14 protein-coding genes are annotated in these 15,135 nt (G+C 43.5%); 4 read left to right on the forward strand and 10 right to left on the reverse strand.

From position 1 onward, the window contains the following. The first annotated feature begins 11 nt into the window (after nt 1–11). Nucleotides 12–377 carry a YugN family protein gene (locus H9659_RS02675; protein ID WP_191688395.1) on the forward strand — a complete coding sequence of 122 codons (366 nt, stop codon included), beginning with the start codon at nt 12–14 and terminating at the stop codon, nt 375–377. Nucleotides 378–474: 97 nt separating this feature from the next. After that, nucleotides 475–1,533, forward strand: coding sequence for a sporulation integral membrane protein YtvI (gene ytvI, locus H9659_RS02680; RefSeq protein ID WP_191688396.1), 1,059 nt, complete (start codon nt 475–477; stop codon nt 1,531–1,533). 63 nt (nt 1,534–1,596) lie between these two features. Here ytvI and H9659_RS02685 read toward each other — a convergent pair whose 3' ends face one another. From H9659_RS02685 to cyoE, 7 genes are all read right to left on the reverse strand, one after another. After that, nucleotides 1,597–2,058, reverse strand: coding sequence for a DUF420 domain-containing protein (locus tag H9659_RS02685; protein WP_191688397.1), 462 nt, complete (start codon nt 2,056–2,058; stop codon nt 1,597–1,599). A gap of 33 nt (nt 2,059–2,091) precedes the next feature. After that, entirely contained in the window at nt 2,092–3,006 is a 915-nt protein-coding gene (gene ctaG, locus H9659_RS02690; protein WP_191688398.1) for a cytochrome c oxidase assembly factor CtaG, read from the reverse strand. Nucleotides 3,007–3,145: 139 nt separating this feature from the next. After that, nucleotides 3,146–3,493 (reverse strand): cytochrome C oxidase subunit IV family protein, encoded by a 348-nt coding sequence (locus H9659_RS02695; RefSeq protein ID WP_191688399.1) that lies wholly within the window; start codon nt 3,491–3,493, stop codon nt 3,146–3,148. Between the two features lies 1 nt (nt 3,494). After that, nucleotides 3,495–4,121 carry a cytochrome c oxidase subunit 3 gene (locus H9659_RS02700; protein ID WP_191688400.1) on the reverse strand — a complete coding sequence of 209 codons (627 nt, stop codon included), beginning with the start codon at nt 4,119–4,121 and terminating at the stop codon, nt 3,495–3,497. Further along, complete coding sequence (locus H9659_RS02705; protein WP_191688401.1) at nt 4,121–6,001, reverse strand: cytochrome c oxidase subunit I; 1,881 nt, start codon at nt 5,999–6,001, stop codon at nt 4,121–4,123. Before H9659_RS02705 ends, H9659_RS02700 begins: the two co-directional genes overlap by 1 nt. Before the next feature lie 35 nt (nt 6,002–6,036). Continuing rightward, nucleotides 6,037–7,101 (reverse strand): cytochrome c oxidase subunit II, encoded by a 1,065-nt coding sequence (gene coxB / locus H9659_RS02710; protein WP_191688402.1) that lies wholly within the window; start codon nt 7,099–7,101, stop codon nt 6,037–6,039. A 97-nt stretch (nt 7,102–7,198) separates the two neighbouring features. Further along, nucleotides 7,199–8,119, reverse strand: coding sequence for a heme o synthase (cyoE, locus tag H9659_RS02715; protein WP_191688403.1), 921 nt, complete (start codon nt 8,117–8,119; stop codon nt 7,199–7,201). 320 nt (nt 8,120–8,439) lie between these two features. Here cyoE and H9659_RS02720 point away from each other — a divergent pair, with 320 nt between their 5' ends. Continuing rightward, entirely contained in the window at nt 8,440–9,351 is a 912-nt protein-coding gene (locus H9659_RS02720) for a COX15/CtaA family protein (protein WP_191688404.1), read from the forward strand. 129 nt (nt 9,352–9,480) lie between these two features. Here H9659_RS02720 and pyc read toward each other — a convergent pair whose 3' ends face one another. Genes pyc through H9659_RS02735 form a run of 3 tightly spaced genes read right to left on the reverse strand, consistent with a single transcriptional unit; the run spans nt 9,481 to nt 14,447 of the window. Then, the gene (gene pyc, locus H9659_RS02725) at nt 9,481–12,918 is read right to left on the reverse strand and encodes a pyruvate carboxylase (protein ID WP_191688530.1); all 3,438 of its coding nucleotides are present in this window, start codon (nt 12,916–12,918) and stop codon (nt 9,481–9,483) included. Nucleotides 12,919–12,941: 23 nt separating this feature from the next. Further along, nucleotides 12,942–14,105, reverse strand: coding sequence for an FtsW/RodA/SpoVE family cell cycle protein (locus H9659_RS02730; protein ID WP_191688405.1), 1,164 nt, complete (start codon nt 14,103–14,105; stop codon nt 12,942–12,944). Nucleotides 14,106–14,165: 60 nt separating this feature from the next. Next, nucleotides 14,166–14,447 carry a YlaN family protein gene (locus tag H9659_RS02735; RefSeq protein ID WP_191688406.1) on the reverse strand — a complete coding sequence of 94 codons (282 nt, stop codon included), beginning with the start codon at nt 14,445–14,447 and terminating at the stop codon, nt 14,166–14,168. Nucleotides 14,448–14,626: 179 nt separating this feature from the next. Between H9659_RS02735 and H9659_RS02740 the strand changes: the two genes are divergently transcribed. After that, nucleotides 14,627–15,124, forward strand: a complete 498-nt coding sequence (locus tag H9659_RS02740) for a peptidyl-prolyl cis-trans isomerase (protein WP_191688407.1) — start codon at nt 14,627–14,629, stop codon at nt 15,122–15,124. Nucleotides 15,125–15,135 lie beyond the last annotated feature (11 nt).

Consider the following 15,135-nt stretch of genomic DNA (forward strand, 5'->3'; position numbering starts at 1 on the left):
GAAGCTAATCAATGGATTTTGTAAACACAGGTATTGAAGAGCTGGCTGTAAGCCTAATTGATCTTGAAGAAATCGCTAAAAGATATGATTTAGTTCTCGCTGGACAATGGGACTATGAACGCGTCACATTCGACAAAAAGTATACAGTAAGTGAAGGCGTATACTATCTGCGCGTCTACGGACTCACACCGGATGGCGATGTTGGAAAGAATGAGGCTGTCATTGAATTCATTACTCCACAACTCGGAAAACATTATTATCCACACGGTGTTGAATACGGAGAGGACGAATTCTATCCATCATTCGTCGTGAACGACTGCAAAAAAACATTAGCTGGCTTAGTGAAAGACCTGCAAGCTTTTAACCTGAAAAAGTGATTCGTTACCGGAGAATATTCCATTCTCCGGTTTTTCATATCCATTTTCATTTATTTTGGCTATAATAGAAATAATACACGATTTGGAGGAATGCCGGGTGTCAAAAAGGTTAACAAAAAGAACTTTGCTTATTTTAGTGACCGCAATTATTGCGGCTGCTGCTCTATTCTTCATACTCCCGGTTTCCATACCGTTAATTTTAGCCCTGCTGACTGCGCTGATGATCGATCCGCTTGTCAAGCTAGTAGAGCGAAAGTTCAATTGGAAACGAAAATTATCCGTTATTTCCGTATTCATCTTTGTCGTTTTACTCGTTGCAGTAGGGATCTATTATTCCGTAACGTCACTAATCGGCAGGATCATTCAGTTCACAAAAGACGCACCCGACTATTTAAACTCACTCTCAGGTGTTTGGATTGATATGCAGGATAAAGTATTTAAATACACTTCCGGAATGCCTTCTGACATCGTCAAAGCTACACAAGAACAATTGACTGCTGCGCTCACTTCCTTCAAAACTTCTCTTCTTGAACTGTTGAGCTATGAAAAGATCATTGCACTCGCTTCTGAAATTCCAAATTTCCTCGTGAGTTTCATCGTCTTCTTAATTGCCTTGTTTTTGTTTATGCTTGAGCTTCCTCAGCTAAAACAAAGTGCGTTTAACTTACTAACGGATCGAACTGCTGAAAAAGTCCGTTACATGACTACGAAACTGAATGCAACAGTCATCGGATTCATGAAAGCACAGTTACTCGTCAGTTTCATCATTTTAGCGGTAGCGTTCGTTGGATTACTGTTGATTGTCCCTAAATATGCCGTTGTTATGGCGATCGTCATCTGGATAATCGACGTTATTCCTATATTGGGTTCCATTATCATTCTGGCACCATGGTCACTTTATATGTATGTGAGCGGTGATGTTGGAATGGGTACGAAGCTCGCAATTTTAGCAGCAGTACTACTGATTATCCGAAGGACTGTAGAACCGAAAGTGATGGGTTCACAAATCGGCTTATCCCCTCTTCCGACGTTGATCGGAATGTTTATCGGCTTGAAGCTGTTCGGTGTCCTCGGATTCTTCATCGGTCCAATGGTCGTCATTCTTTTCACTACGGCAATAGAAGCCGGGATTATTAAAATGAACTTCAAAATCTAGCTTAAACGTAAAGCCATAAAGAAAACACGCATGTCCCTAAAATAGGGGCATGCGTGTTTTACATTAGAATCCCAAAATCGCTTTGATCATGGAAGTCGTCTCTCCGCCTGCGTAAAACACATAGAGAAGTAAATAGACAGCAACACCAGTAAGTGCCGCGAAAATCCACACAATACTTGTCACAGGTCCTAGACGTCGATGCTTAGGTAAGTTGTCCTTGAATCCCGAGATAAGTGACAGCACACCTAGAACGGCTCCAGTCGTAGCTAAACAAATATGGAATATCAAAAACACGGTGTAATAGATTTTAATGTTATCGGGTCCACCGAAGGCCGTGTTCCCAATGATAATTGTACGGGATAAGTAAATTACTAAAAACAGAAGTGCTGAAATAGATGCTGCAACCATTACATTTTTGTGTGCGTGCTTCCGCTTTTTGCGGATCAGCATCCAACCAATCCCGACTAAAACGCCGGAAATAATTATTAGCAATGTGCTCAATGTCGGCAGAATAGGCAAGTTCATACATTTTCTCCATTTCTATTCAGATATAACGGATCAGCCATGAACCGATAATTTCTTACGGTTGATCAGATCTTGTCGGGTAATTTCATCCGCATTGTCTTGTTCATCGCGATACCATGTAATGAAGATCTTTCCTATGATGAACACGTACAATAATTCTTGTATGACCTTCATAATGATTCCGCCAAGCTGCTGATCATACAGTGTTGGCATACTTGTGAACAACTCGGGACCTGATATCGTCAAACCGGACAGCGTCCCCGCAGGTACACAGAGTGCCATTGCTTTCAGCCACGCTTCACCGCTTCTGTATGTCTCGTAGACCGGAACATCCGCAAAGATAATCAGCGAACAAGCTGGTGTTAACAGGATTGCACTCAATATGACATACCCGATCTTTTTCAAACCATGTAATTGAGTCTCTCCAGGCAACGTATTGAAAATCGGCCACCACAGGAACAACGCTGATAAAAATAATGTCAGCGTAAAAGCAGTATGCAGAGGCAAGCTAAGTTTAATCGTATCCAGAACCAGTGGATAATGGTTCAGCGAAAACATGATCGTAAAGACCATTAAACTGATAACCGGCTTTGTGAAGAACCGGATAACAGCCGCCAGTTTCGGGTAACTGAATACTTTTTTCCACAAAAAGTTCGGAACGCCCATGATGAATAACGGTGCAATCACCAATAGTAATAGTGCCATTTGCGCCATGTGGACAGAAAACAGAATGTGTCCCATCAAATCCATCGGTGAGCCTTTCACAATATACAACAGTACCATTGCAGAAAGGAAAGCAGTGATCTGTCTCGACGTGACAGCTTCCGTTCCTTCAAAACGAGTTCTCCACTTTTTTGTCAGTAAAAAGTAAAGGACAGTCATGAGAACGAGAAATATCAAAAAATATGGACTCCATAAAGCGCGGAAGCCAAATATACTTAACGACAAATGCCCCAGCTCCTTTTATAAGATCTGTATCTATTATAGGCTCTTCTTTTATGTAACACAATGAACGTTCTTTGACATCCAAGCAAATAAGAAAACCTCTGCCCTTGGCAATTGGCCAAAGGCAGAGGTTTTGTAAAGCTTACCACCAAACAATCGTGACGAAAGTAAGTGGAATCAGGAATGCAAACACAACTCCTGTGAACATGAACATCTGAGGAACACCGTGTCCCTTATCTTTCATGTGCATGAAATAGTAAAGTTGCAGTGCTACTTGAACTGCAGCAAAGAGGAAAAGAACAGGGATTACTAAATACTTAGAAAAACCTTCCACTCCTTGCTGATAAGCCACGACGAATGTAAACGAGACGAGGGTCATGAAAATCATGAGTGAGAACATCATGACTTGACCGCGCATAGTTTCCTTTGAACGACGGATGAATAGATCCTGTTCAATAGGGGTTCTCTTGTACGTTTCTACTTCTGCCATGTTATCCGATCACTCCCATCAAGTAAACTACCGTAAAGATGAATACCCATACGACGTCAATGAAGTGCCAGTAAAGTGAGAACGTGTAGTACTTAGTTGCATTATACAAATTCAGACCGCGTTTTGCATTTCGGAAGAGCAACAGTGTTACCCAAACAAGTCCGATAGCTACGTGGAAACCGTGTGTTCCTACAAGTGTAAAGAACGCTGAACTGAATGCACTGTTTCCAAACGTGAATCCTTCTTTCACATAGTGAGTGAATTCATACACTTCAAGTCCAAGGAAGCAAAGTCCGAGGAATGCAGTGATGGCTAGCCAAAGCTGCATTTTCTTAAAGTTGTAGTTCTTCATATGGTGCATTGCGTACACACTAGTAAGTGAAGATGTTAACAGTAACAGTGTCATTACAAATACGAGTGGCAATTGATACAGTTCTTGAGTCGAGAAACCGAAACCACTTGGCCCTTTATTCTTTAACGCCATATAGGTTGCAAATAACGTTGCGAAAAGGATTGTCTCTCCACCAAGGAAGAGCCAGAATCCAACAAATTTGTTTTTTGCTTCAAGCGTTGCACGCTCGGGGTGTTCCGGCCAAGTCTCCGGAGTGAACTTTTTATTCAAATCCATCAGTTTTGACCCCCTTTGCGAGCATTGTCAATATCACGTTGAATCTCTTGTTTTGATACATGGAAACCAAGGTCATCTTTCAATGAGCGCATTGCCATAGCGATAAATGTTACCGCAAGACCGAAGATGAGCACTGGAAGTCCCCATGCCGTTTCTTGATGGTACATTGCACCGAAACCAGCAACGAACATCCCTAAAGTCATAAAGAATGGAATGATTGAACCATTCGGCATGTGAATATCCGTAACGGGTTCTGCAAATGTAAGTCCTGTTGCGTTACCTTCCTGCTTTTCAATCCAAACTGTATCAAGTCCGCGTACTAGCGGAGTTTGAGTAAAGTTATAGAATGGCGGCGGTGAAGGAATCGCCCATTCAAGCGTACGTCCGTCGCCCCATGGATCATTTCCAACACGTACGTTTTTAACAGTCGTCATGATGATATTTACGACTAATACAATAACACCGATAGCCATCAGAAGCGCACCGATGGAACTGATCAAGTTCGCTGTATTCCAGCCTTGTCCGTCCATATATGTCCAAACTCGGCGAGGCATACCCCAGAATCCAAGCCAGTGCTGGATAAGGAATGTGCAATGGAATCCGACGAAGAAGAACACAAACGTAATTTTACCAAGTGTTTCATTAAGCATAGTTCCGAACATTTTCGGCCAGTAAAGGTGTACTCCAGCTAAGATCGCAAGTACAACTCCACCAACGATTACGTAGTGGAAATGGGCAACGATGAAATAACTATCGTGCAACTGATAGTCAAGAGGCGCTGCACCTTGCATTACCCCTGTGACTCCACCCATTACGAATGATGGGATAAAACCAAGCGCATACAGCATTGGAGTTGTAACGGAAATACTTCCACCCCAAATGGTAAGCAGCCAGTTGAAGATTTTAACACCAGTCGGTACAGCAATCGCCATCGTCGCAACTGCGAAGATTGCGTTAGCAGTCGGCCCAAGGCCAACTGTGAACATGTGGTGAGCCCAAACCATGAATCCTAAGAAACCGATCAATACAGTCGCAAATACCATTGCCGGATAACCGAAGAGGCGTTTACGAGAGAATATCGAAAAGATTTCAGAGAAAATACCGAATGCCGGCAAGATCAGGATATATACTTCAGGGTGACCGAAGATCCAGAAAATATGCTCCCAGATAATAGTGTTACCACCCATAGTATGGTCAAAGAAGTTACCGCCAAACATACGGTCGAATGTCAAGAAGAACAAACCGACTGTAAGTGGTGGGAAAGCGAAAAGGATCATTGCTGAAGCGACAAACGTCGTCCAAGTGAACAATGGCATCCTCATGTATGTCATACCAGGAGCACGCATGTTAATGATGGTGACGAGGAAGTTAATCCCGGCCATCAGCGTACCACCACCAGCAATTTGAAGACCTATCGCATAGAAGTCAATACCATGTCCAGGGGAAGCAAGTGAAAGTGATGCGTATGAAGTCCAACCCGCATCAGGAACTTGCCCGATTAGCCATGAAACGTTCAAGAACAATCCTCCGAAGAAGAACATCCAGAAACCTAATGAGTTAATGAATGGGAACGCAACGTCACGCGCTCCGATCTGGAGTGGCATGATATAGTTCATAAATCCGAATAATATCGGCATGGCGGCCAAGAAAATCATCGTAGTACCATGCATCGTGATTAAATCATTGAAAAGACCTGCACTAACAAGGTCATTGTTCGGCTTTAACAGCTGGAGACGAATGATCATCGCTTCAATACCGCCGACGACGAAGAAGAAACCGCCGCCGATGAGGTAAAGAATCCCAATTTTCTTATGGTCGACAGTCGTCATCCAATCCCAAAGGGCTGCGCCGAATCCTCTTTTTTGAGCAACAGAACTCACGTTGTTTTACCTCCTCTTCAATTTCGCGTTACGTATTACTGCTCAACAGACAAGCCAAGCAAGTACTCAGCTAAATCATCCAATTCCTGCTCGGATAATTGATTTTCAAAAGAAGGCATTACATTGCCCGGTTTAACTTTTTGTGGATTCTTGATCCATTCTTTCAATTTCTCTTCATTATGCTCCATGAAACCAGCTACACGGTTACGGTCTCCGAATGAAGCAAGGTTTGGACCTTGTGCTCCGCCCTCACCAGCACCTGAAACAGCGTGACAACCGATACAGCTTTGTTTGAAGACTTCTTCACCTGCTGCATTTGCTACGGCGTTTCCGTCTTCAGTTGCTTTCATGCTTTTCGCCCATGCGTTGAACTCATCACGAGGCAAAGTTTTCACTTTGAAGTCCATCAGTGAGTGAGACGGTCCGCATAGCTCAGCACATTTACCATAGAATACGCCATCTTTGAGACCTTCCGACTCTTTGTCGAATGTCAGATAGAATTTGTTCAAGTTCTCAACGTTCGTATCCATCTTACCTCCGATTGCAGGAATCCAGAAGGAGTGCTTTACATCCGCTGCCTTCAAGTTAAAGTAAATCTTTTCCTTTGTTGGTACCACAAGCTCTTGAGCCGTTACAATACCTAGATCCGGGTATTCGAATTCCCACCAGTAAAGCTTAGCGGTTACGTCAACGACTAGATGCTTCGCCTTGCCATCGTCAGTGACTTCTTCCATCGCTTTAACATCCCCAAGTTTGTATGTGTAATACACAGTAGGAACTGCAAGAATAATAATGAGGATAATTGGAATAATCGTCCAGATGAGCTCCAATTTCTGGCTTCCTTCAACTTGTTCAGGAACGAAATCATCACCTAGTTTCGAACGTCTGAAACGTATCAGTGCTACCACATAAATTACGACTACAACAAGAATGACGAACAGCATGATACCTGAAGATAGCATCAGCAGATTAAACTGATCTTTACCTACCTGACCAGCCGGTAGAAGCGTGGATAATTCCTGTTGGCCACATCCTGCTAGAAATACAGTCAGAACCGCTAACAAGGAAAAGAGACGCCATTTTTTGAGTCCTTTCATCATCGCTTCATAATCCCTCTCTTTCTAATAGTGTTTTCTTCCATCGAGGAGTGAAGACCTCTCTATAATGAATTCCTGTCAAAGAAAGAATTCCATACATTCAGATGAAAATCGAAAAGATAATCATCGAGACAAAAAGAATTGTCATATAGTTCAGCGAGTAGATGAACATGGTCGTTGCCCATTTCAAATCATCTTTCACACGGAACCCTTTAAGAGCGAGTATTAACCAACCTACGTTCAACACTGTAGCGAGAACTAAAAATGCTGTACCTAGTTCGCTTAGCATGAATGGCAGAGGAAATAATACGACAACCCATGCAAGCATCGATTTCTTTGTACGAGCAAAGCCTTTCACAACCGGCAGCATCGGAATACCAGCAGCTCCATATTCGTCTGTTTTTTTCATGGCAAGCGCGTAAAAATGAGGCGGCTGCCAGACAAACATGATCAGGAACAACGCCCAAGCTCCAGATCCAAGTGACGGTTCCACTGCCGCCCAACCAATCAGCGGCGGAATAGCTCCAGACAAACTTCCTACGATCGTATTGGATACGTGACGGCGTTTCGACCACATCGAATAGAGAACGACGTAGCTGAAGACTCCCGCAAGACCCAGAAACCCGGTAGTAGCATTTGCTGAAAACAGCAAGACTTCACCGATTGCTATGAAACCCAACGCCATTGCGAGAACAGCTGGGGCCTTGAATCGCCCGGTTACTGTCGGTCTCGTCCTAGTTCGCGTCATAATAGGATCGATATCACGGTCGATCAAGTTATTCAGCGCTGCTGAACCAGCTATGATCAGGGCAGTTCCTAAAAGCGTACCAATCATAAGATCCAGACTATGTACAAAGTTGATGTCCGCAAACTGGAATGCCAAGAAGAGACCTGTGAATGCAGTAATCAGATTGGAATTCACAATCCCGATTTTAATAAGTGCTAAAAAGTCCTTCATGAATGTTGGTGCAATTACAGTTTCCGGTACCGTCCCTGCAGCAGTCGTGCGACTGTTCGACATTTGACTCCCCCTTTCAAAGCCTTTTGAAAATGACCGCTGTACTTAACTATATCGAAAATCCTTCACAATTTCTATACAAAATCGCAATTTGTATAGAATTGCACAATCTCTCGAGGAATTATACAGTGCAACCTCTATAGTAAATCATTCCACCATGTCATTTGTGAAGTTATCAGGTCTATTTTATGAACGTTTTGTGAAAAGCCGAACCTAATTGCGTGTTCTTCGTTTCCGGCATTGTGTTTTATGGTTCGATTCTCTATCATTAAAAACTAGAGACCTTTTCACCGGTCGACATTTTATAAAAGAAGGTGTCTTGTTTGAAACGATATAACTACTTAAAATGGTTTGCAGTCGCCGCGACAATCGGGATGCTGCTCATCATGCTCGGCGGTGCGCTCGTTACGAAAACAGACAGCGGTATGGGCTGTGGAAGACATTGGCCTGGCTGTAATGGACAACTAATTCCGGACGAGATCACCGCAGAAGTCCTCATTGAGTTTTCTCATCGTCTTGTTACGGGTGCTGTCGGAATTTTAATAGTGATTTTATCTGTATGGTCATGGAAAGCGATTGGACATGTTCGTGAAACGAAATTCCTCTCGATTATGGCTGTATTTTTCCTCATTTTGCAAGCACTCATTGGTGCAGCACAGGTGAAATGGGGACAAGGGGATTTTATACTTGCTCTGCATTTCGGAATTTCGCTGATATCTTTTGCGGCAGTCTTGCTTCTGACACTCCTCATATTTGAAGTGGATAAAAAATTCGATGCCGATAAAATGCAAGTCGGACCCAAACTGAAATTCCATACAATCGGTGTTACTGTTTATTCCTACATCGTCATTTATACAGGTGCTCTTGTTCGACATACTGAGTCAAGTCTCGCTTGTGCAGATTGGCCATTGTGCCGAAACGACCAATTCGAACTTCCCTCCAATCTGAATGAGTGGGTTCAAATGGGACACCGGGCAGCTGCTGCATTGATTGTCATCTGGTTAGTTTACATCGCCATCCATGTGCTGCGTAATTATCGTGAGCAGAAAGTGCTCGTATGGGGCTGGTCCATCGCCATGGTGCTTGTTCTTGCACAAGCAACGACTGGAATGCTATCCATCTTCACTCGGTTGAATCTCACCATAGCATTGCTCCATTCCTTATTCGTGACATTGCTATTCGGATTACTGACGTACATGATTTTGCTGCTATCCAGAGTACGCATTCAAAAATAACTCCCAAAAACAGCCGCTCGGTATATCCGAACGGCTGTTTTTATATGGTTTATAAGCGTTTTTTTTGCAGGTTATGAGCACTTTCATGGGTTTACGAGCGCTTCACTCAATCCTTTCCCTCATCTGCAATCAGTGTTCGAGTTCTATCAACAAATCGCCAGTTGAGATTGCTTCTCCAGGGACAACATGAATTTCTTTCACAATGCCGTCATAAGGCGTTTGGATTGTCGTCTCCATCTTCATCGCTTCCGTGATCAGCAAGTGTTGACCGCGGCGGACACGATCCCCTTTTTCAACTGCAAGCTGGAGAACCGTACCAGGCATTGTTGCTGCGATATGGGCATCATTGCCGGGATCCGCTTTTTGCTTCTTAGCAGAATCGGTTTCGACACTCACATCTTGAATGATGACTTCACGCGGTTGACCATTCAACTCAAAGTAAACGACACGTGTTCCGTCAGCTTGAGGTTCCCCAATGGAAACAAGCTTAATAATAAGTGTCTTTCCTACTTCGATTTCGACCTCAATTTCTTCTCCTAATCTCATTCCGTATAGGAATTCAGGCGTCTGGATGACAGATAGATTCCCAAAATCCTTATACATCGCTATATATTCCTCGAATACTTTCGGATACAACGAGTATGCCAAGGCATCGTGGATAGTAGCGGGTTTCTCTAGTTTCTCATCAAGCTTTTCAATGACTTCGTTAAAGTTCACCGGCTCCAGTAACTCCCCTGGACGCACAGTCAATGGCTTACGTCCTTTTAGCACGACTTTCTGCAATTCTTCTGGGAATCCTCCGTAAGGCTGACCGATATAGCCTTCAAAAAATTCAATGACAGACTCTGGGAAATCGATCGAGTTCCCTCTTGCAAGGACTGCATCTTCATCCAGTTCGTTTTGGACCATGAACAACGCCATATCTCCAACAACTTTGGATGAAGGGGTCACTTTCACAATATCCCCAAACAGCATATTGACGCGAGAGAACATTTCTTTGACTTCTTTCCAGCGATTCCCGAGACCGACACCCTTCGCTTGCTGCTGCAAATTGGAATATTGGCCACCTGGCATTTCATGGACGTATACTTCTGAATGAGGACTGATCATGCCACTTTCAAAGTGAGCATAATACTCACGCACGTCCTCCCAGTAGAATGATAACTCTTCAAGCGCTTTTACATCTGTGCGGACTCCCCGGTCTCCATACTGCAACGCATAGTAGAGCGAGTTAGCTGACGGTTGGGATGTCAGTCCAGACATCGCGCCAAGCGCCGTATCGACTATGTCGACCCCTGCTTCGATAGCACGCGTATACATGGCGATTCCGTTCCCGCTCGTATCATGGGAATGTAAGTGGATCGGTATATCGACTGTTGCCTTCAACTCGGAAATCAGTTGATAAGCCGCTTCGGGTTTCAAGAGACCTGCCATATCTTTCAAGGACAAAATATGAGCTCCTGTATTTTCAAGCTCTTTCGCCATTTCCTTATAGTACGCAATCGTGTATTTAGTGCGCATTGGATCCAATACGTCCCCTGTGTAACAAAGTGCGGCTTCCGCTACTTTGCCTTCTTGACGTACAGCATCGATAGCTACTTCCATTCCTTTGATCCAATTCAAGCTGTCGAAAATACGGAATACGTCAATGCCGGCAGTAGCAGACTCTTTAACAAATTCTCTAATTACATTATCCGGATAGTTTTTGTATCCTACTGCATTGGCTCCTCTAAAGAGCATTTGGAATAACACGTTCGGGATTTGCTTTCGAAGCACCGCCAGCCGCTCCCATGGATCCTCTTTTAAGAAACGGTAAGAAACGTCGAACGTCGCTCCACCCCACATTTCAAAGGAGAATAGATCGGGCATTAGACGAGCTGATTCTGCAGCGATATTCGTCATATCCGAAGTCCGGACTCGAGTTGCAAGCAAAGACTGATGGGCATCACGGAAAGTCGTATCTGTCAGTAACACTTCTTCCTGTTCTTTGACCCATTTTGCTAATCCTTCTGGTCCCCGCTCGTCCAGAATCTGTTTCGTACCTGATTTTGGAGGAATGGACAAATCCATCTCAGGCTTTCGCGGAACCGCAAATACAGGTTTTGATTGTCGCCCAATACCTGGGAATCCATTGACCGTTATAGTTCCTAAATAATTCAGAACTTTTGTTCCGCGGTCTTTTCTGACTGGGAATTCGAACAATTCAGGAGCTGCGTCTATGAAACTAGTCGTATAATCTCCTGTTAAAAAGCTTTCATGACGGACAACATTTGCTAAGAAAGGAATATTGGTCTTAATCCCGCGGATACGGAATTCTTGCAAGTTTCTGTCCATTTTGGCTGCAGCTTCCCTGAAAGTCATCCCCCACGTTGAAACCTTTACAAGTAACGAATCATAATACGGGGTGATTACGGCGCCTTGGAAACCATTTCCTGCATCGAGCCGGACACCAAATCCTCCACCTGAACGGTAAACGGATAGTTTCCCAGTGTCGGGCATGAAATCGTTCAACGGGTCTTCAGTAGTTACACGCGCCTGGATCGCATATCCGAACAATGGAATGTCGTCTTGTTCAGGAACAGAAGACTGTCCAGTGTGAAGATTTTCTCCGTCTGCAATGAAAATTTGAGTATGGACGATGTCGATACCCGTGACCATTTCAGAAATCGTGTGTTCCACTTGAATACGAGGATTGACTTCAATAAAGTAAAACTCATCATTTGCGACCAAAAACTCAACAGTGCCCGCATTTATGTAGTTTACATTTGCCATGAGTTTAACCGCTGAATCACAAATAGCCTGTCTTAAATCATCGGACAACGAGATGGATGGTGCGATTTCCACCAACTTCTGATGGCGTCGCTGTACAGAGCAATCCCGCTCATACAGATGCACGATATTTCCATGAGTATCCCCTAAGATCTGCACTTCAATATGCTTCGGCTCTCTAATCAACTTTTCTACATACACTTCATCAGATCCGAATGCCGATTTCGCTTCGGATTTGGCACGATTATATGCCTCTTGAACATCATCGGCTTGCTCGACGATACGCATTCCTCGTCCGCCACCGCCCAATGATGCTTTGATGATGATCGGATAGCCATGAGATGTCCCGAAAGCCTCCACTTCTTCAATGGATTGAACGGGTCCATCTGTACCTGGAATGACAGGGATTCCTGCTTGTATTGCTTGTGTACGCGCTTTCACTTTATCGCCAAACATTTCCAGATGGCGAGAAGTCGGTCCAATAAAAATGATTCCTTCTTTTTCAAGACGTGCAGCAAACTCTTCGTTTTCCGCTAAAAAACCGTAACCCGGATGCACGGCATTTGCACCCGAACGTTTAGCGATTTCAATGATCCCATCGATGTCAAGATATGCATCAATCGGTTTCTTTCCTTCACCGATCAGATACGATTCATCTGCCTTATAACGATGAAACGATCCCCGGTCCTCTGCAGAATAGATACCCACTGTCGGAATTTGAAGTTCAGTACAGGCTCTGAAAATACGAATTGCAATTTCCCCACGGTTCGCAACCAGAATCTTTTTAATGGATTTCATTTCCACCTTAGGCACGTCCTTTTCTATTTGTTTTTCTCATATCTAGTGAACATTGAAATATTCATCAATATTCCTAAAGCTAAAGATAACAGAATAATCGAAGTTCCGCCATAACTAATAAACGGCAACGTGACACCCGTCAATGGAATAAGCCCGGTTACTCCGCCTAAATTGATGAACGTCTGTATGCCGATAAGGGCTCCTACACCTGAAGCGAGCATTCTAGCATGGGGATCCTTAGTCGTTAACGCGATCCAGAATGCGCGCACGACTAAGAAACCTAATCCTCCTATTACGAGAATGGTCCCGAACACACCAAATTCTTCGGAAACGATCGCCATGATGAAATCGGTATGGGGCTCAGGTAAATATCCCATTTTTTGAACAGAGTTTCCTAGCCCAAGTCCGAACAGTCCTCCTGCGCCGATTGCAATGTAACCATTCACAATCTGCAGACCTGATCCTGTAATATACTTGAATGGATCGCGATAGGCTGTAAAACGGCCCATACGGCTGCCGGTCATGACAGAATCCCAAGCGAAAAATAGAACGATACCGACAAACACCAGGATGATTGCAACAAACAAACTTAACTTTCCAAACGTCTTTATGTTAATTCCGCTTGTAGCCATCACACAGACCGATGTCGCTATTATGATAAATGTCGCACCGATATCTGTTTCCATCATAACGGAACCAACTGCAATCCCCAATATGATGACTGGAGGTGCAATCGCTGTATTAATGCTGTTAATTGTTCCTGCATCGTACTTGTTCGCTAGCACACCTGCAAAATATATGATCATTACAATCTTTGCAAGCTCAGAAGGCTGAATACTACCGACTGGAAGGTTAATCCATGATTGGGATCCAACTTCTCCGCCAAATCCTATGAAATGGACTAAAAACAGAAGTACTAACATGATAGCAACAGAAACCATCATGAAATATTTTTTCCGGTATAATTTGTATGGGAGAAAAGCTGTAAAGAAGAATGCGAATGCTGCTATTATTACGCTCACTAGCTGTTGGTTAAAAAAATAATCAGGTTCCCACCCATAACGATTTACCGCCCATACCATACTGGAGCTGTAAACCATAACTAGTCCGAAAAGACAAAGTACTAAATATGTAAAAAATAATGGGAAATCAAAATGGCGGAATAGCCGCTTTGCATAACTTTTCAAGAAAATCCCTCGTATCTGTAAATAAAAAACTCAAACTTTAAGTTAGTTTGAGTCTTTTGTTTATTTTTTTATGCTCAGTTCATGTAAGATATTCATTTCTTTTTCTAATACAGAAAGTATGTTCTTTCCACGCTCTCTCTCAATAAGACCGAGCTTAACAGCAAAGTCGATTTCACGGGACAGCCCATACATTTGCGTATCCAGCACTTCTTCGTATAAAGGACATTGCGGCATCGTCAAATGATCCATCTGCACTTTTATGAGCTGGGCGATCTTGTCTGCATCTGCCTGCAGCTGCATTATGGCTTTCTCCTGATAGGTTTCCTGTACTTCTGTATCCATGAGGACGCCCCCATTACTCTTATTTCAGCAAGCTGCTATAGTGTAAATTGTAGCTGTAGAAAGCTGAAATTGCAAGTAATTCCCGTGGGGTTCTAACGGCGCGTGGCCAGATAACTTCCGATTAAGAAAAAAAACAGGTATACTGTAAACTAGAAACGAATGAGCTGGGAGGATTTATTATGGAAACGATTGTACCGATTAAAGGGAATGTGAAACATACGATTACGCTTGACCCGACTGTTTGGATTTTTGATGACAGACGACTCGATTTGGATACCTACTTCACTTCAGAAGTGGAAGAGTTCGATGAAATGGAAGACTATAAAGAGCGTATGGGAAAGCATTGGTCCCGGGAAATCATGGAAGGCGCCACTTATCCTCCAACGTTGAAATCCGAAAAGAAATATGAAAAACAGAAAATGCTGACTGGAACTTTCGGAATCCTATTCGAACCCTTCTTGAAAAATGCCATACCAGCAGAGGACGCGACCACGATCACCTTTGAAACAGCAGATGGTGAGCATAGTTTCCCGATAACAGATGCAGCGAACTTGCTATTCCAATTCAGTTTGGAAGGAAAACCGTTAAAAGAGGATGGTCCGATCCACGTTATGCTAAAAGATGGTTCAACTCGAAATAATCCAATCCGAAATGTGTCTGCAATCCGGATTAGCTGAAATGAGGTGCA

Origin of the sequence: Sporosarcina gallistercoris, from assembly GCF_014836415.1 — a bacterium.
In the GTDB taxonomy this organism is placed as follows: Bacteria; Bacillota; Bacilli; order Bacillales_A; family Planococcaceae; genus Sporosarcina; species Sporosarcina gallistercoris.